The organism is Mesorhizobium sp. AR07 (assembly GCF_024746815.1).
Classification (GTDB): Bacteria; Pseudomonadota; Alphaproteobacteria; order Rhizobiales; family Rhizobiaceae; genus Mesorhizobium.
Genome location: NZ_CP080525.1, coordinates 1,953,773 through 1,969,692, shown reverse-complemented (window position 1 = coordinate 1,969,692; position 15,920 = coordinate 1,953,773). Strand labels below are relative to the sequence as shown.

The window sequence follows — 15,920 nt, the reverse complement described above, 5'->3', positions numbered from 1 at the left end:
AAGCAGCAATGAAATTGTCGCCCACAGCACAAGTATTTCCTGCTCTGGACAAGCCGTTGTCGGGTCCAGTACGTTGCGTGTCCAAGTGAAGAGGTGAGTGTAGAAAAGGCTCGGTTGCTCCTTGCAAAAGAATGTCTTCTCGTCAGTCGACCTGCCGCCGCATCTGGACCAGCGCGCACGGTTCATGCTCTGGCAGGACATCCACGTTGCCGAGATATGGTCGGTCGAATATACGATTTCCGAGAAGCTGTCGTTCGAAGCCGCGATCGAAGCCACGGCCGTCGGGCCGCTGGTGCTAGGGCAGATGGCCGGGACGATCAGCCATGCCAGCCGCAAGGCGAGCGATATCGCCGCCGACGGCCGTGACGGCTATCTCCTGCTGGTCAACAATGGCGAGACGGTACTCAGCGGCACCCAGGTTGGCCGTGACTACAGCGTTGGCAAGGGCGAAGCCGCGCTGGTCTCGGCTTCGGAAGCGTTGCAAATGACCGGCGGCGACAACAATGTCTGGGCCAATGTGGTGCTGCCTCGCGTCGTGCTGGAGAACGCCTTCGCTCATCTCGACGACCGGCTGGCGCTGCGCATCGGAGCCGACAACGAGGCGCTCGATATGCTCAAGCGTTATTGCAGCTTCCTGGAAGCAGGCCCTGCCTTGCTCTCTCCCGATCTTGTCAGCCATGCCACCGAAACGATCGTCGACCTGATCGGCCTGGCGACCGGCGCCAAAGGCGAGGCCGCCGAACTGGCGGGCCTGCGCGGCCTGCGCGCGGCAAGGCTGCAGGCCATCGTGCAAAAGATGCGGGACAATTTCGCCGATCCCGCCATTTCGGCCCAGAGCGTTGCCTGGCAATTGCGGCTCTCCGTGCGCTATGTCCACGATATCCTGCAGGAAACCGGGGTGAGTTTTGCCGAGCGTATTCTCGAACTGCGCTTGCAGAAGGCGCATCGAATGCTCCGCGACAGGCGCAACGATCAGATGCGGATCAGCGAGATCGCGCTGCTCAGCGGCTTCTCCGACATATCCTATTTCAATCGCTGTTTCCGCCGCCGCTTCGGCTCGACGCCGAGCGGCGCCAGGTAGTTCGGCGGCCGCGAGTCCCGCCGAGACAGCACTGCGGCGCTTGTTCAGGACAATTCGGGTGCGGCCCAGCCCAAGACGCGGCGCAGGCGGGAACAGCGCTGGTCGCACCCTCGATGCTGACCAGCGCGCTGCTCGTCGGGCTATTCTCCAGCGCGCTGCCGTTCTGGCGTGGGCTCCCCTCATGGACTTCGCCAAAATACAACCCATATTGAATCCATGGAGCTTTGAGCGTGACCTTCGCGCGGGTGGCCCTTCTTGCCGCGGCCTTCGTCGCCGCAGCTGTCTTTTCTCCCTTCTCTTCGGCCGGGAGCGAGAGGGTTGCGCTGAGCGTCGCCATTGACGGCGCCATCGGGCCGGCAAGCACCAGGCAGCTCAAGGAAGCGCTCGATGCAGCCGCGACGCGGGGCGCCGAAGTTCTCATCCTTCAGCTCGATACGCCCGGCGGGCTGGTCACCTCCATGCGCGAGATGATCGCCGATATCCTCGCTTCACCGGTGCCCGTCATCGGCTATGTCGCGCCGGCCGGTGGCCATGCCGCCAGCGCCGGAACCTATATCCTCTACGCCACCCATGTCGCGGCGATGGCGCCCGGCACCAATCTGGGTGCGGCGACGCCGGTTGAGATGGGCGGGCTTCCGTCGCTTCCGGGCGGCGACAAGGACAAGGGCGAGAAGGACGCCACCGGGCGGCCGGCGGGCGACGCGATGATGGCCAAGGTGACGAACGACGCCGTCGCCCTGATCCGCTCGCTTGCCGAACTGCGCGGGCGCAATGGCGACTGGGGCGAGAAGGCCGTGCGCGAAGCGGCGAGCCTGTCAGCCAACGCGGCGCTGCGGGAACATGTTATCGACTTCGTCGCCGTCGATACCACCGAGCTGCTGCAACTGGCCGATGGGCGCACGGTCGATGTGGCCGGCAGGAGAGTGGTTCTGGCGACGAAAGGACTGCCGGTCGAGACGCTGGAGCCCGGCTGGTTCATTCGGCTGCTCGCCGTCATCACCGACCCCAACACGGCCGTCATCCTGATGCTGGTCGGCGTCTATGGCATCATCTTAGAGTTCACCAGCCCCGGCGCGGTGGCGCCCGGCGTCATCGGGACCATCTGCCTCGTGCTCGGCCTCTATGCGCTCAATCTCTTGCCGATCAACTATGCCGGCCTGGCCCTGATGCTGCTCGGCATCGCCTTCCTCGTCATCGAGGCCTTCAATCCCACCGTCGTGCTTGGGCTCAGCGGCGTGGCCGCCTTTCTGTTCGGCGCCGCCATGCTTCTGAGAGTCGAGGGTCCGGGCTTTGCCATGTCATGGGCCGTCATCGGTCCCGCCGCCGTGTTGACGCTTGGGCTGGCGCTGCTGACCGGCACCTATCTCTGGGCGGCGCGCAGGAGCCCACCGCGCGTCGGCGGCGAGGCGATGCGCGGCTTGCCGGCCGAGATCCTCGACTGGCAGGGCGGCGAGGGCCATGTGCTGGCCCAGGGAGAGCGCTGGCGGGCGAAGGCCGACGAACCTATCGCACCGGGTGACAGCGTCGAGGTGACCGACATCAGCGACCTCGTGCTGACGGTGCGGCGGCGCGACGCCGGAAGGAATGGAGCGAGACAATGATGATTGGTTATGTGGCCTATCTGATCGTTGCGCTGGTCGTGATCATGTTCTTGTCCGCGGCCATCCGAATCCTGAGGGAGTATCAGCGCGGCGTGGTCTTCACGCTCGGCCGCTTCACCGGGGTCAAGGGTCCCGGTCTCATCATCCTCGTCCCCTTCATCCAGCAGATGGTGAAGGTCGATCTGCGCGTTGTGGTGCAGGACGTGCCGCCGCAGGACGTCATTTCGCGCGACAACGTCTCGGTGAAGGTCAACGCGGTGCTGTATTTCCGCATCGTCGACGCCGAGCGGGCGGTCATCCAGGTCGAGGACTTCATGGCCGCCACCAACCAGCTGGCGCAGACCACGCTGCGTTCGGTGCTCGGCAAGCATGAGCTCGACGAGATGCTGGCCGAGCGCGACAAGCTCAACAGCGATATCCAGGAGATCCTCGACCAGAGGACCGATGCTTGGGGCATCAAGGTCTCCAATGTCGAGATCAAGCATGTCGACCTCAACGAGAACATGATCCGCGCCATCGCCAAGCAGGCTGAAGCCGAGCGGCTGCGGCGCGCCAAGGTGATCAATGCCGAGGGCGAACAGCAGGCGGCGGCGAAACTGGTTGAGGCGGGCCGGATGCTGGCGGCCGAGCCGCAGGCCATGCAGCTGCGCTATTTCGAGGCTTTGCACGACATCGCCGGCGAGCGCTCGTCCACGGTGGTGTTCCCGCTGCCGGTGGATCTGCTCAGCCAGTTCATGAAGCCGCAGGGGAAGTAGGGGGCCAGCGGCAGAACCGCCGATCTCCTCCACGAGGGGGAGACCGGCAGTTTCACCCCTCAAATCAGCTTCTCCAGCGTGATCGGCAGGTCGCGCACTCGCTTGCCGGTGGCGTGGAAGATCGCGTTGGCGATTGCCGGTGCGACGCCGACGATGGCGAGTTCGCCGACGCCCTTGCCGCCGAGCACCGAGGAATGCAGGTCGGGAATGCCGACCGAGATCACCTCGATGTCGGGAATGTCGGCATTGGTCGGCACCAGATAGTCGGCGAGGTTGTTGTTGACGATGCGGCCATGGCGGCGGTCGACGATGCCTTCTTCCAGCAGCGCTTGGCCGATGCCCATAATGATGCCGCCCTTCCACTGGCTTTCGGCGAGTTTGGGGTTGTAGAGCCGGCCGGAATCCAGCGCCGAGACCACGCGCGACACGCGCACCGTGCCGAAATCCTCGTCGACGCGCACCTCGATGAAATGCGCGCACCAGCTGTGGCGGGAATAATCGCCCTCGGTTTGCGGCACGGCCATGGCGATGGTGGTGTAGTTCTTGTAGCGATCCTCGGCGCTCGAATTGGCCGGCATGGTGTCGCCGGTGGCTTCGATGTGGTTGTGGCCGACGCTCGCCAGCAGTTCGGCAATCGAGACATCGGGGCCGTCGCCGCGTGGCGACGACATACGGCCGTTGGCGACGACCAGCGTGTTGGCCTGCAGCGCGTGGAACGGCGAGCGCGGATCGCCGATCGCCAGCCCGATCAACTGGTCGAGCGCCGAGGTCGCCGCCTTGTAGACAGCGCCGGTCATGACGCCGGCCAGCCGCGAGCCGCCGGTGACGCCGGCGCGGGGAAAGCGGGAGTCGCCGAGTTTCACCACGACGTTGTCGGTCGGCACGCCGACCGTCTCGGCGGCGGTCTGCGCCAGGATCGTATAGGTGCCCTGGCCCATGTCGATCGAGGAGCTTTCGACCTCGACCGAGCCGTCGGCGAGAATGCGCACGATCGCCTCGCCATAGGCGCGCCGCACCGGGTAGGTGCCGGCGGCCACACCCCAGCCGATCAGCTGGTTGCCGTCGCGCATCGAGCGCGGTTCGGGCGTCCGCCTCGCCCAGCCGAAGCGTTCGGCACCTGCGGCAAAGGCCTCGCGCAACTGTCTGGTAGACCAGGCCTTTTTTGCCTCCGGGTCTTGCTCGGCATAGTTCCTGAGCCGGATCTCCAACGGATCGATGCCGACTTCGTAAGCGAGCTCGTCGATGGCGCTTTCGATGCCGAAGGCGCTAGGGTTTTCGCCCGGCGCGCGCATGGCGCCCGGCACCACCGAATTCACCCGCACGACATTCTGCTTCGAGGAGAAGTTCGGTGTCGCGTACATGATCGAGGTGACCGAGCCAAGCGGCTCGACCCACATGCCGTCGATGGATGTTTCATTGACGCCGCGATGCACGATCGACTGGATTTTTCCTTGCCGGTCGGCGCCGATCGTCACCGTCTGCCGCGTCGCGGCACGGCCGCCATAGCCAGTGAAGGTCTGCGGCCGCGTCATCACCAGCTTCACCGACCGGCCGAGCATTTTGGCGGCACATGCGGCCACCGCGCCGTGGCCGAGCGCCAGTGCCTTGGAGCCGAAGCCGCCGCCGATATAGGGCGAGACCAACCGCACATTCTCGAACGGCACGCCGAACCATTCGGCGTAGGTGCGGGCCATGCCGTCCAGCCACTGGCTCGGCTCCCATACGGTGAGCTGGTCGCCCTCCCAGCGCGCGATCAGGCCATGCGGCTCCATCGGCGCCTGGTATTCGCGCGGTGTGTTGTAGGCGGCGCAGATCCGGACCGGGGCCGAGGCGAAAGCACCTTGCGCGTCGCCCCATTCCTTGGTCATGGCGTCGATCGGAATGCCGTCGCCGGCCTTGGCGTCGCTGAGGTCGACGATGGCCGCCGTCTCGTCATAGCTGACCTTGACCAGTGCTGCGGCCGCAACCGCCTGCTCGAAAGTCTCGGCGACTATCGCCGCGACATGCTGGCCCGAAAAGGTGATGTCGCGCGCCAGCGGACAATAGGGCTTGTCCGGCGGCGGTGTACCGAACCAGTCCGAGGCGGTCCTGAGGCTGATGATGGTGTCCGGCGTCAACACCTTGAGCACGCCGGGTGCTTCCTGCGCCTCCGCCGTGTCGATCGAGCGCACCTTGCCCGTTGCAATCGTGCTTTCGACCAGCACGGCGTAGGCGAGTCCTTCGAGCTGCTGTTCGACGGCGTATTTCGCGGCACCGGTGATCTTGGCCGGGCCGTCGACGCGCGACAGCCGGCCGCCAACCGCGTCGGCGCCGCCATCGGACGCGTCACCATGTCTGATGTTGTGAACGGTCATGCCGTTTCTCCCATTTTGAGGATGGCGCGGGCGACGACGCGCGGCGCGAGTTCAATCTTGTAGTGGTTGGCGCCATGGTCGGCGGCGCCTTCGACCGCGAGCAGGCTGGCGGCGCGGACAGCGTCCGGCTCAAGCACCTTGCCCTTCAATGCCGCTTCGACGGCGCGGGCGCGCCACGGTTTTGTCGCGACGCCGCCGAGCGCCACGCGCAGGTCGCGAATGGTGCGTCCGTCGGCCTCGAACTCGATGCCGACAGCAGCACTCGCGGCGGCGAATTCATAGGATTGCCGGTCGCGGACCTTCAGATAGGTCGAGCGGCGGGCGGCGGCGGAGCCGGGGATTTCGATCGCGGTGATCATCTCGCCCGGTTCGATCGCGTGTTCCCTGTCGGGCGTGGTGCCCGGCAAGAGAAAAAAGTCGTCCGCCGCAACCCGGCGGTCGCCAAGATGGACGATCGCGTCGAAGGCGACCAAAGCCACGGCGAGGTCACCCGGATACATGGCGATGCAGGCGTCGCTGGTGCCGAGCACGGCGTGTCCTCTTGTGACGCCGCCAAGCGCCGAACAACCGCTGCCGGGTTCACGCTTGTTGCAGGCGGGGAAATTCGAGGGATCGCGAAAATAAGGGCAGCGCGTGCGCTGCATCAGATTGCCGCCGATGGTCGCCATGTTGCGGATCTGCGCCGAAGCCGCCTGCCACAGCGCTTCGGAGACGGCGGGGAAGCTGCTCTTGATGTCGGCATGGTCGGCGACATGGGCCATTTTGGCCAGCGCGCCGAGGGTGGCGCCGCGCTCGTCGACCGCGATCCGGTCCAGCCCCTTGAGATGGCTGATGTCGACCAGGCTGTCGGGCTCGGCGACGCCGCATTTGGCGAGATCGATGAGCGTGGTGCCGCCGGCGAGCAGCATGGCGCCGGGCAGGGCGGCTGCCTGCCTTGCCGCATCGAGCGACGTGGCGCGCAGGTACGAAAAATCCCTCACGATGCGACCTCCAAGGCTGCCTGGCGGATAGCGGCGACAATGTGCGGATAGGCGCCGCAGCGGCAGAGATTGCCGGCCATGTATTCGCGGATTTCGTCGTCGGAGCCGGCATGGCCCTCGCGGATGCAAGCCACCGCCGACATGATCTGGCCGGGCGTGCAATAGCCGCACTGGAAGGCGTCCTGCTCGAGGAAGGCAGCCTGCACGGGATGCAGTTCGCCCTCCCGTGCAAGCCCCTCTATGGTGGTGACGGTGCGGCCCTCGACTTGCGCTGCCAGCGTGAGACAAGCCAGCACGCGCTCGCCGTCGACATGCACGGTGCAGGCGCCGCACTGGCCGTGGTCGCAGCCCTTCTTGGTACCGGTCAGGCCGAGCCGGTCGCGCAAGGCATCGAGCAGCGTGACGCGCGGCTCGATCTGAAGCGCGTGGCGGTGGCCATTGATGTCGAGATGAAGGGGGATTGTTGTTTGGGTCATGGGCGTCTGGCTCCAGTTGCTTGACGCGGAAGGGAATGATCTGGTGTCGGAGTAGGCGAGGGCAAGAGGGTCAGACGGCGAAGGCGGTGATGACAGCCGATCTCCCCCGCAAGGAGGGAGATTGACAGCTCCGACGCCTTTGCCAATCTCCAGCGGGCGTTGATTTGCGAACTCGAAAGACGTGACATACCGATCCCCCTTCTTATATGATGAAGGCACTCCACTAAAACGGAGGTGCCTCCGTTTATTACGTGGGGGCTGACCCGGCCGGGTTCAAGCCCCTGACATATCGTGGAGAAAGAAATTGGCCGCAGAGCCATCCGCCATCGCTGAAGAGAAGGCCGAAGAGGCCAAGCCGCTGCGCGCCGATGCGCAGCGCAACCGCGACCGGCTGGTCGAGGTGGCGGCGGCAGTCTTTGCCGAGCGTGGCATCGATGCCTCGCTGGAAGAGATCGCGCGCCGCGCCGGCGTCGGCATCGGCACGCTCTACCGGCATTTCCCGACACGCGAGCATCTGGTCGAGGTGGTCTACCGGCGCGAGGTGGAGGGGCTCTGCGCGGCCGCCGGCGAGCTCGCCAAAAGATATCCTTCCGATGTCGCGCTGGAACAATGGATGCAGCGCTTCGTCGACTACATCGCCACCAAGCGCGGCCTGGCGACCAGCCTGCGCATCCTGATCACCACCAACTCGACGCTGTTTTCCGACACGTCGGGTCGGGTCTCGCAGGCCTTGCGGGAGCTGGTCGAGGCGGCGGTGGCCGATGGCACCATCCGCGGCGATGTCGACGCTTCCGACGTGCTGCATGCGCTGTCGGGCATCTATTCGGCCCCCGACACCCCGGAATGGCGCGACCGCTCGCGCCGGCTGGTGTCGCTGCTGATGGACGGGCTGCGGTTCGGGGCGAGGGCGTCCTAAGCGGGTCTGGCGGCATGCATCAAGAATCCTGATGCGTATGTCACACCGGCGGATCCTGGCTCGTCATGATGTCGGCACCAACAGAAGGAGGCCAATCATGACAGCCAAACTCGATCTCTTCGCCGCTGCTCCCTCGCTGATGAAGGAATGGCAGCGCGCATCCTTTGCCATTTCCTCCAGCCTCGAGCCCAGCCTGGCCGAGCTTGTGAAGATTCGTGCGTCCCAGATCAATGGCTGCGCCAACTGCCTCAACATGCACACGGTGTTTGCGCGCGAGGACGGCGAAACCGAGCAGCGCATCTACCTGCTTTCGGCCTGGCGCGAGGCGCCTTGCTACACCGATCGCGAACGCGCCGCGCTCGGCTGGACCGAGGCGCTGACGCGGATTTGCGAAGGCCATACGCACGAAAGTGCCTATGACGCCCTAGACGCCGAGTTCACGAAAGAAGAACAGGTCAAGCTCACCTTGATGATCAATGTCATCAATGGCTACAACCGCCTTGCGGTCGGGTTCGGCGGCTGGGCCGATCCGGCGACGATCAGATCCGCCGCAAAGGCGGCGGCCGCCTGATGGCGAACGCAGGGGCCGAGCATGCGGCGGCGGGGTTCGCCCCGCTGCGTCCGACGCTGATGCGTGTCGCCTACCGCATGTTGGGTTCCGTGGCGGACGCCGAGGATGTCGTGCAGGAGGCCTTCATCCGCTGGATGAAGGCCGACCGCAGCGCGGTACGCGAACCCGAGGCGTTCCTGCGCCGCACCGTCACGCGGCTTTGTCTCGACCAGCTCAAATCCGCGCGCCGCCAGCGCGAGACCTATGTCGGCCCCTGGCTTCCCGATCCCATCGTGGAAGAGGATGAGGTGGAAGACGTCACCTTGCCGATGATGCTGGTGCTGGAACGTCTCTCTCCGCTCGAGCGGGCGGCCTTTCTGCTGCACGATGTGTTCGGGCTGGAATTTGAGGAGGTAGCCGCCGCCATCCAGCGCGAACCCGCCGCCTGCCGCCAGCTCGCTGCCCGCGCGCGTACCCATGTCCGCGAGGCGAGACCTCGTTTCAAGGTGGAAAAGCAACGCGGCCTCGAACTCGCCGAGGCCTTTTTCGCCGCCTCGCGCAGCGGCAACATGAAGGCGCTCGGCGCGATGCTGACGGCCGATGTCAGCGCCCATGCCGATGGTGGCGGAAAGCGTCCGGCGGCCAGGGAGCCGGCCCTGGGGTTCGATGCCGTCATGGCACAATACCAGCGTGTCGCGGCCTGGCTTCAGAAGAACGGCTCGAAACTTGTTCGCGTCGGTTTCGTCAACGGATTGCCCGGATTCGTCACGCTGGAAGCCGATGGCGAACTGCAGACGACCGCCCTCGACATCGAGGGTGGAAAGATCGCGGCCATCTATGTGGTGCGCAACCCCGACAAGCTCAGGCACCTGCATTAAGCTGTGTTGATATTCAGGTGATGCCGGCCTGCAAACGACGGCTTTCTGCGCTTCCGGTGCTCACGGACCCAAATGTCCGCTCCGCTCCGGTTCTCGAAAGCCATCATTTTCGGCTCGGCCTGACCTGAATCTCAACACACCTTGGAGCATTCCAGAAACCGTTTCACACTTTTCCTGGAAGTGCCTTAGCCTTTCGCTTGGACCAGGATGACCAGCGACTCCGGCACCACGCCATCGAAGGCCATCGCGTCAGCGGCTTTCTTGCTCTGCATCATTGCCTTGAGGGCATCCATGTCCGGAACGTCCATCATCAGAGCCACTCGTTTGGGGTTCTGCGGATCGACGAAAGTGCGGATGTTGGTGATCCCAAGGGAGCCGAAAAGCTCCTTGCGCTTGGGTGAATTGAGCCAGTGCTTGCTGTCTTTCGTGATGTTGTGATGGCCAATGACTGTCGGCATGGCATCCTCCCAAGGTGACGCCGGCGGTCGACATCGCCCGCCTGATGTAACGAGCCACCTGTGCAGCCAGTGAGCGCCGTTTCTTTCGGGCTGTCAATTAGCTGTTGCTGATGTATTGCGGGTGAGGTGGTCACCGTTCGCGATGGCGAAATCGCGCCCGAACGGTCTCGGCAATCTGGGAATGCTCAAAGTTCGAGACAGACCTTGCCGAAGTGCTTTTGCGATTCGTAGTGCGTGAAGGCGGCGGCAATGTCCTCAAGCGAAAAACGGCGGTCGATGACGGGCTTCAGGCGGTTGACCTCTATGGCCCGGATCATGTCCTGTTGGGCCGCTCTGCTGCCGATCGAAATCCCGCTGACACGGATCTGGTTCGAAAACAGGGCCGGGATCGACACTTCCGCCGCAAAGCCGGTGAGGACGCCGATCAGTGCGATGTGGCCGCCTGTGCGGCAGGCGGTTATCGACTGCGCCAGCGTGGCGGGGCCGCCGACCTCGATCACATGATCGACACCGCGTCCGTCCGTCAAATCCCTGGCCTTTCGGCCCCAGTCCGGCACGGCCTTGTAGTTGATGACGGCGTCGGCGCCGAGGCGCTCGAGCTTTTCCAGCTTCTCGTCGTCGGACGACGTGGCGATGACCCGGGCGCCCGCGGCTTTGGCGAATTGCAGCGCAAACAGCGATACGCTGCCCGTGCCGAGCACCAGCACGGTGTCGCCGGGCTTCACCTTGCCGCATACGACCAGGCCGCGCCAGGCGGTAACACCGGTGCAAGTGAGCGATGCCGCCTCCACATGCGTATAGCCCACAGGTGCCCTGGTGAAGGCTTGCGCCGGCATGCACACATACTGGCTGGCGAAGCCATCAAAACTCTCTCCCGGAATGTCGCGCCTGGTGGAGGGCGTCATGTCACCGTCCAGCCACCAGGGGTAGAAGGTGCTGACGACGTTGTCCGCGACCTTGAACGCATCGACATCGTCGCCGATGGCAATCACCTCGCCGGCGCCGTCGGACAGCGGAACGCGGCCGTCGGCGAGCGGCATCTTGCCTTGCGCCACGAAATCGTCACGCAGGCTCAACGAGCAGGCCCGGATCCTGACCAGCACGTCACCCGGGCCTGGCTGGCGATGATCTTCCTCGACCAGCTCGAGCTTGTCCAAGCCACCCGGCGCTCTCAGCCTGACCAGCCTCATGGTTGGCGAACCTGCCGGCCGGACATCACCCTCAGCCAGGGCGCCAGATGGAAGGCGCTCATCAGAAGGTACATTGCCGGCATTCCGGTTAAGGGTTGGCCAGCGAGCGGCGAGGTATTTCCACCCATGCACAGCATGGCCGCATCGTCACCTCGAATGCAGGTGAGCAGCGCCATCAGGGCGAAGGTGGGGGCGGCGGCGAGGCACAGCCAATCGGCGATGCCGAAAGGGGTGGCGTTGGTGTTTTCGGGGGCCGCGCCGCCGGCGCCTCTGTGGATATCGCTCATGGTTCCTTTTCCCTTGATGGTTCGAGCGTGGAGTACCCCCACCCGGACCTGCGGTCCGACCTCCCCACAAGGGGAGGTAGAAAGATTGCGACGCAGCCTTCCAGGACTTGGGTTCCTCGCCCCTGCCAAAGGCGGGGGAGAGGTGGCCGCGAAGCGGCCGGAGTGGGGGCCTTCGTAGGGCGCAGCTCCCACCCCGTCTCGGCTTCGCCGAGCCACCTCTCCCCCACTGCGTGAGGGAGAGGAAACCAAGCTGGAGCGTGCGCCACCGTTTCTCGCCAGATTTTAATTCTCGCCCTTGTCCCGGAACGCCGCCTCGCCGGCAGCCGACACGTCGGCCCATGTCTTGTCGTGCCCGGCGTCGTAATTGTCGTGCCAGTTCCACCAGCTGTAGAGCGGGGTCTGCGGATAGCCTTCGGGCGAGTCCTCCCAGATCTCCTGGCGGCCGAGCGGCGTCGCGTCGAGGTAGCTCCAGACGGTGCCCATCGCCTCGTCGCCGCGGCTGTTGATGAAATAGGTGCGGAACACGCGGTCGCCGTCGTGGATGAAGATGTTGTGGCCGTGCCATTCGTCGACGCCGAAATCCTTGTCGAAGCTGTCGGTGATGGTGTACCAAGGCATCTCCCAGCCCATCTTCTTCTTCAACCGCGCAATGTCGGCCTGCGGTGCGCGCGAGGCGTAGGCAAGCGTGGTGTTGCGGGCGTTGAGATGGGCGAGATGGCCGACCTGATCGGCGCCGAGCGAACAGCCGCGGCAAGCGTGATCGGGCCAGCCGAACACGCCCGGCTCGAAGAAGGCGCGGTAGACGATCAGCTGGCGGCGGCCTTCGAACAGATCGAGCAAACTCGCCTTGCCATTCGGCCCCTCGAAGACATAGGCCTTGTCGACTTCCATCCACGGCATGCGCCGGCGCTCGGCGGCCAGCGCGTCCTTGGCGCGCAGCGTCGCCTTCTCCTTCACCAGCATTTTTTCGCGCTCGGCTTCCCATTCCTGTCTTGAAACGATCGGCGGGGTCTTCATTGCGGTGTGCTTGGTCATTGGTCGTCTCCTTTGTCAGTCTGTCGTCGCATCGTTGCGGTGTGTTGTTGGTTGCTGATCGTGCGGCAGGGCAGGGGAGTGAAGTGCTGCCGTGGGCGTTACAAACGTGGCGGGATTTGAATGGACTGGCCCGCCGCAGCAGGGATGGCGCCCGTTGCGCCCAGCCATGTCGTTCGTTGCGTGGAGGGTTGGATCGGCGGTGTCAGGCATGGTCAGTGTGCTCCCTTGGCGTGCCGCCTGTTGCCGATACGGCTTGCTGGCTGGCGGCGGTGACTTAAGTTAGGGCCGTGACGCGCAGGGCTGGGAGTTACAAGTGTGACGGGATTTGAATGGACTCGCTGATCACGGCAGCGGCACTGGCGCTGGCGGCGGGTGATCCGCTCGGCGCGCTGGACCGCGTCGCCTTGCGCGAGGACGCGCCGGCGCTGGCGCTGCGCGGCATCGCCATGGCGCAGCTCGGCGACCTCGACCGCGCCAAGGTGCTGCTGCGGCGGGCCGCGCGCGCCTTCGGCGCGAAAGAGGCTGTGGCGCGCGCCAGATGCGTCGTCGCCGAAGCCGAGATCGCGCTGGTCTCGCGTGACCTCGGCTGGCCGGCCAAAGCGCTGGATGCGGCGCGGGCGACGCTGGAAAAGCATGGCGACCGGCTGAACGCCGCGCATGCCGGCCATCTCAAAGTGCGGCGCCTGCTGCTGATCGGGCGCCTTGACGAGGCCGAAGAGGTGCTGGCCGGGCTCGACCCGGCGCCGCTCCCGCCGGCCTCGAGAGCCGCGCACGAACTGGCCGTCGCCGGCATCGCGATGCGGCGCCTGAAGACGAAAGCCGCGCGCACGGCGTTGGAATGGGCCCGCCACGCCGCCCGCCGGGCCGGCATTCCGGGACTGATGGCCGAGGTCGACAGCGCCTTCCTGGCGCTGGAGACGCCGGCGGCGCGGCTGATCGTGCAGGGCCGGCAGCGCCCGCTGCTGCTTGAGGAGGTCGAAGCGCTGCAGGCATCGCCGGCGCTGGTCGTCGATGCCTTGCGCTATCTCGTGCGCAAGCAGGAAACCACGGTCTCACTGGCAACCCGCGCGGTGCTGTTTGCGCTGGCGCGCACGCTCGCCGAAGCGTGGCCGGCGGATGTGTCGCGGGCGACGCTTATCGCACAGGCCTTTGGCGGCAGGCACGCCGATGAATCGCATCGGGCGCGGCTGCGGGTCGAGATAGGCCGGCTGCGCGCCGAACTGCGGACGCTGGCCGACATCAATGCCACGCCGCGAGGCTTCGCGCTGGCGCCAAGCCAGGCGCGCGAGGTGGTGGTGCTGGCGCGACCGATCGAGGAGCGGCATGCGGCGGTGCTGGCCTTGCTCGCCGATGGTGAATCCTGGGCGAGTTCGGCGCTGGCACTGGCGCTTGGCACCGGCCAGCGCAGCGTGCAGCGGGCGCTGGAGCAGCTTGGCGAGGCCGGCAAGGCGCAGTCGTTCGGGCACGGCCGGGCGCGCCGCTGGGTGACACCGCCGGTGGCGGGATTCACGACCACCTTGTTACTCCCGGCACCGCTACCGAACGGCTAAAGCAGGATCCTGGAAAGTGGAATCCGGTTTTCGGAAGAGATGATGCTCTGGCAAAGAAGCAAGGACGACATGGTGAGGATCAAGATATGAAACACTCAGCGGCCGAAATCCTGCGCGAATACGGACCCTTTCCGGATGTGGAGAGGGTGCATGGAGTGAGTTTTGACGGCAACAATGTCTGGTTTGCCTCGGGCGAGAAGCTGACCGCCTTCGATCCAGAAAGCGGGCAGGCGCTGCGCGCGATCGATGTCGCGGCACACGCCGGCACGGCCTATGACGGCCGGCATTTCTTCCAGCTTGCCAACGATCGAATCCAGAAGATCGACCCCGATACCGGGGCGGTGCTGGCCACCATCCCAGCGCCCGGCGGCGGCGGCGATTCCGGGCTCACCTGGGCCGAAGGGACGCTCTGGGTGGGGCAGTACCGGGAGCGCAAGATCCATCAGGTCGACCCCGAGACCGGGGCAATCCTGCGCACCATCGAATCCAACCGCTTCGTCACCGGGGTGACGTGGGTTGACGGCGAGTTATGGCACGCCACCTGGGAAGGCGACCAGAGCGATCTGCGTCGCGTCGACGCGCAAACCGGCAAGGTTCTGGAGAAGCTCGACATGCCGCCTGGCATGGGCGTTTCCGGGTTGGAATCCGATGGCGGCGACCGCCTCTTTTGCGGCAGTGTGTCCGCCGGGGTCTTGCGCGCCGTGCGGCGGCCCCGATAGGCCGTTGCTCGACAACACGATTCCAAATCGCCCCGACAGATTTGTCCGCTGTTGGCTGGCCGTTGCCGCATCGCGATCCTAGATAGGCTGTGCACCGGGCGGACCGCCCTGGAACAGCTTTGCAAAGGATCTCCCATGACTGAACAGATTGCGTTGAACGACGGCTCCGCCATTCCCCAGCTGGGCCTTGGTGTGTGGCAGGTCGACCAGAACATCACCGCTGAGGTGGTGGGCTGGGGGATCGAGGCCGGCTATCGCCTGATCGACACCGCCGAAGGCTACCAGAACGAGGAGGGCGTCGGCCAGGCGATCCGCGGTGCCGACGTGCCGCGAGATGAGTTGTTCATCACCTCCAAACTGCGCAATGGCGCGCACCAGCGCGATGCGGCCCTGCGCGCCTTCGACGAGACGATGGAAAAGCTCGGCATCGAGCAGCTCGACCTGTTCCTGATCCACTGGCCGGTGCCCAGCCAGGACAAATATGTCGAGGCTTGGAAGACGCTGGTCGAACTGAAACAGGCCGGTCGCATCAAATCGATCGGCGTTTCGAATTTCAACCAGAACCATCTGGAGCGCATCATCGGCGAGACCGGTGTGACGCCGGTCGTCAACCAGATCGAACTGCATCCCCGCTTCCAGCAGCGCGGCCTCAGGGACTTTCATGCTGGGCACGACATCCGCATCGAAAGCTGGAGCCCGCTGGGCAGCGGCCGGCTGCTGAGCGACCCGACCATATCTGGCATTGCCAGGAAGCATGGCAAATCCCCAGCGCAGACGATCATCCGCTGGCACCTTCAGGAAGGGCTGATCGTCATTCCAAAGTCGATCCGCCAGGATCGCATCGCCGCCAATTTCGACGTCTTCGATTTCGAACTGGACGCGCAGGACCTCGAGACGATCCGTGGCATGGATTCGCCCGACGGCCGCACTGGCCCGAACCCGGCGACGGCTTCGTTTTTGTTCTGAGGGGAGCTGGGCTGGCAGCGAAACTGCCGATCTCCCCCCTTGCGGGGGAGATGCCCGGCAGGGCAGAGGGGGGTGCTGTCCCGCCGACCCGACGATCGGATGTAGCCGTGCCTTCAACAGGTTT

16 protein-coding genes are annotated in these 15,920 nt (G+C 65.2%); 9 read left to right on the top strand and 7 right to left on the bottom strand.

Going from position 1 to position 15,920, the window contains the following annotated elements:
* Positions 1 to 121 precede the first annotated feature (121 nt).
* The 3 genes from BPNPMPFG_RS09990 (at position 122) to BPNPMPFG_RS09980 (ending at position 3,437) form a co-directional block, all read left to right on the top strand.
* Positions 122 to 1,081, top strand: a complete 960-nt coding sequence (locus BPNPMPFG_RS09990; RefSeq protein WP_258595095.1) for an AraC family transcriptional regulator — start codon at positions 122 to 124, stop codon at positions 1,079 to 1,081.
* Positions 1,082 to 1,311: 230 nt separating this feature from the next.
* Positions 1,312 to 2,682: an NfeD family protein gene (locus BPNPMPFG_RS09985; RefSeq protein ID WP_258595094.1), complete on the top strand. Its 1,371-nt coding sequence runs from the start codon at positions 1,312 to 1,314 to the stop codon at positions 2,680 to 2,682.
* Positions 2,679 to 3,437, top strand: a complete 759-nt coding sequence (locus tag BPNPMPFG_RS09980) for a slipin family protein (protein WP_258595092.1) — start codon at positions 2,679 to 2,681, stop codon at positions 3,435 to 3,437. Before BPNPMPFG_RS09985 ends, BPNPMPFG_RS09980 begins: the two co-directional genes overlap by 4 nt.
* A 59-nt stretch (positions 3,438 to 3,496) precedes the next feature.
* Here BPNPMPFG_RS09980 and BPNPMPFG_RS09975 read toward each other — a convergent pair whose 3' ends face one another.
* Genes BPNPMPFG_RS09975 through BPNPMPFG_RS09965 form a run of 3 tightly spaced genes read right to left on the bottom strand, consistent with a single transcriptional unit; the run spans position 3,497 to position 7,247 of the window.
* Entirely contained in the window at positions 3,497 to 5,791 is a 2,295-nt protein-coding gene (locus tag BPNPMPFG_RS09975; protein WP_258595088.1) for a xanthine dehydrogenase family protein molybdopterin-binding subunit, read from the bottom strand.
* Positions 5,788 to 6,771: an FAD binding domain-containing protein gene (locus tag BPNPMPFG_RS09970; RefSeq protein ID WP_258595085.1), complete on the bottom strand. Its 984-nt coding sequence runs from the start codon at positions 6,769 to 6,771 to the stop codon at positions 5,788 to 5,790. The genes BPNPMPFG_RS09975 and BPNPMPFG_RS09970 overlap by 4 nt, the downstream gene beginning before the upstream one ends.
* Positions 6,768 to 7,247 (bottom strand): (2Fe-2S)-binding protein, encoded by a 480-nt coding sequence (locus BPNPMPFG_RS09965; RefSeq protein ID WP_258595083.1) that lies wholly within the window; start codon positions 7,245 to 7,247, stop codon positions 6,768 to 6,770. Before BPNPMPFG_RS09965 ends, BPNPMPFG_RS09970 begins: the two co-directional genes overlap by 4 nt.
* Before the next feature lie 304 nt (positions 7,248 to 7,551).
* On the opposite strand from BPNPMPFG_RS09965, the gene BPNPMPFG_RS09960 reads away from it, so the two are divergent.
* From BPNPMPFG_RS09960 to BPNPMPFG_RS09950, 3 genes are all read left to right on the top strand, one after another.
* Complete coding sequence (locus tag BPNPMPFG_RS09960; RefSeq protein ID WP_258595081.1) at positions 7,552 to 8,163, top strand: TetR/AcrR family transcriptional regulator; 612 nt, start codon at positions 7,552 to 7,554, stop codon at positions 8,161 to 8,163.
* 97 nt (positions 8,164 to 8,260) lie between these two features.
* Entirely contained in the window at positions 8,261 to 8,734 is a 474-nt protein-coding gene (locus BPNPMPFG_RS09955; protein ID WP_258595079.1) for a carboxymuconolactone decarboxylase family protein, read from the top strand.
* Entirely contained in the window at positions 8,734 to 9,591 is an 858-nt protein-coding gene (locus tag BPNPMPFG_RS09950) for a sigma-70 family RNA polymerase sigma factor (protein ID WP_258595078.1), read from the top strand. The genes BPNPMPFG_RS09955 and BPNPMPFG_RS09950 overlap by 1 nt, the downstream gene beginning before the upstream one ends.
* Before the next feature lie 185 nt (positions 9,592 to 9,776).
* On the opposite strand, the gene BPNPMPFG_RS09945 is transcribed toward BPNPMPFG_RS09950, so the two are convergent.
* The 4 genes from BPNPMPFG_RS09945 to BPNPMPFG_RS09930 all read right to left on the bottom strand — a co-directional run bounded on the left by BPNPMPFG_RS09945 (position 9,777) and on the right by BPNPMPFG_RS09930 (position 12,561).
* Entirely contained in the window at positions 9,777 to 10,049 is a 273-nt protein-coding gene (locus BPNPMPFG_RS09945) for a hypothetical protein (RefSeq protein ID WP_258595076.1), read from the bottom strand.
* Positions 10,050 to 10,234: 185 nt separating this feature from the next.
* Complete coding sequence (locus BPNPMPFG_RS09940; protein ID WP_258595074.1) at positions 10,235 to 11,239, bottom strand: zinc-dependent alcohol dehydrogenase family protein; 1,005 nt, start codon at positions 11,237 to 11,239, stop codon at positions 10,235 to 10,237.
* Positions 11,236 to 11,526, bottom strand: coding sequence for a hypothetical protein (locus tag BPNPMPFG_RS09935; RefSeq protein ID WP_258595072.1), 291 nt, complete (start codon positions 11,524 to 11,526; stop codon positions 11,236 to 11,238). Before BPNPMPFG_RS09935 ends, BPNPMPFG_RS09940 begins: the two co-directional genes overlap by 4 nt.
* Before the next feature lie 282 nt (positions 11,527 to 11,808).
* A complete protein-coding gene (locus tag BPNPMPFG_RS09930; protein WP_258595070.1) occupies positions 11,809 to 12,561 on the bottom strand; it encodes a DUF899 domain-containing protein in 753 nt (250 codons plus the stop codon).
* 329 nt (positions 12,562 to 12,890) lie between these two features.
* Between BPNPMPFG_RS09930 and BPNPMPFG_RS09925 the strand changes: the two genes are divergently transcribed.
* From BPNPMPFG_RS09925 to BPNPMPFG_RS09915, 3 genes are all read left to right on the top strand, one after another.
* Positions 12,891 to 14,111: a helix-turn-helix domain-containing protein gene (locus tag BPNPMPFG_RS09925; protein WP_258595068.1), complete on the top strand. Its 1,221-nt coding sequence runs from the start codon at positions 12,891 to 12,893 to the stop codon at positions 14,109 to 14,111.
* An 86-nt stretch (positions 14,112 to 14,197) separates the two neighbouring features.
* The gene (locus BPNPMPFG_RS09920; RefSeq protein WP_258595067.1) at positions 14,198 to 14,830 is read left to right on the top strand and encodes a Vgb family protein; all 633 of its coding nucleotides are present in this window, start codon (positions 14,198 to 14,200) and stop codon (positions 14,828 to 14,830) included.
* A gap of 135 nt (positions 14,831 to 14,965) precedes the next feature.
* Complete coding sequence (locus BPNPMPFG_RS09915) at positions 14,966 to 15,796, top strand: aldo/keto reductase (RefSeq protein WP_258595066.1); 831 nt, start codon at positions 14,966 to 14,968, stop codon at positions 15,794 to 15,796.
* Positions 15,797 to 15,920: the final 124 nt, after the last annotated feature.

Bases quoted from the DNA above. Each gene is read 5' to 3' on its own strand.
- BPNPMPFG_RS09980 (WP_258595092.1), top strand. From the start codon at position 2,679: ATGATGATTGGTTATGTGGCCTATCTGATCGTTGCGCTGGTCGTGATC.
- BPNPMPFG_RS09975 (WP_258595088.1), bottom strand. From the start codon at position 5,791: ATGACCGTTCACAACATCAGACATGGTGACGCGTCCGATGGCGGCGCC.
- BPNPMPFG_RS09965 (WP_258595083.1), bottom strand. From the start codon at position 7,247: ATGACCCAAACAACAATCCCCCTTCATCTCGACATCAATGGCCACCGC.
- BPNPMPFG_RS09955 (WP_258595079.1), top strand. From the start codon at position 8,261: ATGACAGCCAAACTCGATCTCTTCGCCGCTGCTCCCTCGCTGATGAAG.
- BPNPMPFG_RS09950 (WP_258595078.1), top strand. From the start codon at position 8,734: ATGGCGAACGCAGGGGCCGAGCATGCGGCGGCGGGGTTCGCCCCGCTG.
- BPNPMPFG_RS09945 (WP_258595076.1), bottom strand. From the start codon at position 10,049: ATGCCGACAGTCATTGGCCATCACAACATCACGAAAGACAGCAAGCAC.
- BPNPMPFG_RS09940 (WP_258595074.1), bottom strand. From the start codon at position 11,239: ATGAGGCTGGTCAGGCTGAGAGCGCCGGGTGGCTTGGACAAGCTCGAG.
- BPNPMPFG_RS09935 (WP_258595072.1), bottom strand. From the start codon at position 11,526: ATGAGCGATATCCACAGAGGCGCCGGCGGCGCGGCCCCCGAAAACACC.
- BPNPMPFG_RS09930 (WP_258595070.1), bottom strand. From the start codon at position 12,561: ATGACCAAGCACACCGCAATGAAGACCCCGCCGATCGTTTCAAGACAG.
- BPNPMPFG_RS09925 (WP_258595068.1), top strand. From the start codon at position 12,891: ATGGACTCGCTGATCACGGCAGCGGCACTGGCGCTGGCGGCGGGTGAT.
- BPNPMPFG_RS09920 (WP_258595067.1), top strand. From the start codon at position 14,198: ATGAAACACTCAGCGGCCGAAATCCTGCGCGAATACGGACCCTTTCCG.
- BPNPMPFG_RS09915 (WP_258595066.1), top strand. From the start codon at position 14,966: ATGACTGAACAGATTGCGTTGAACGACGGCTCCGCCATTCCCCAGCTG.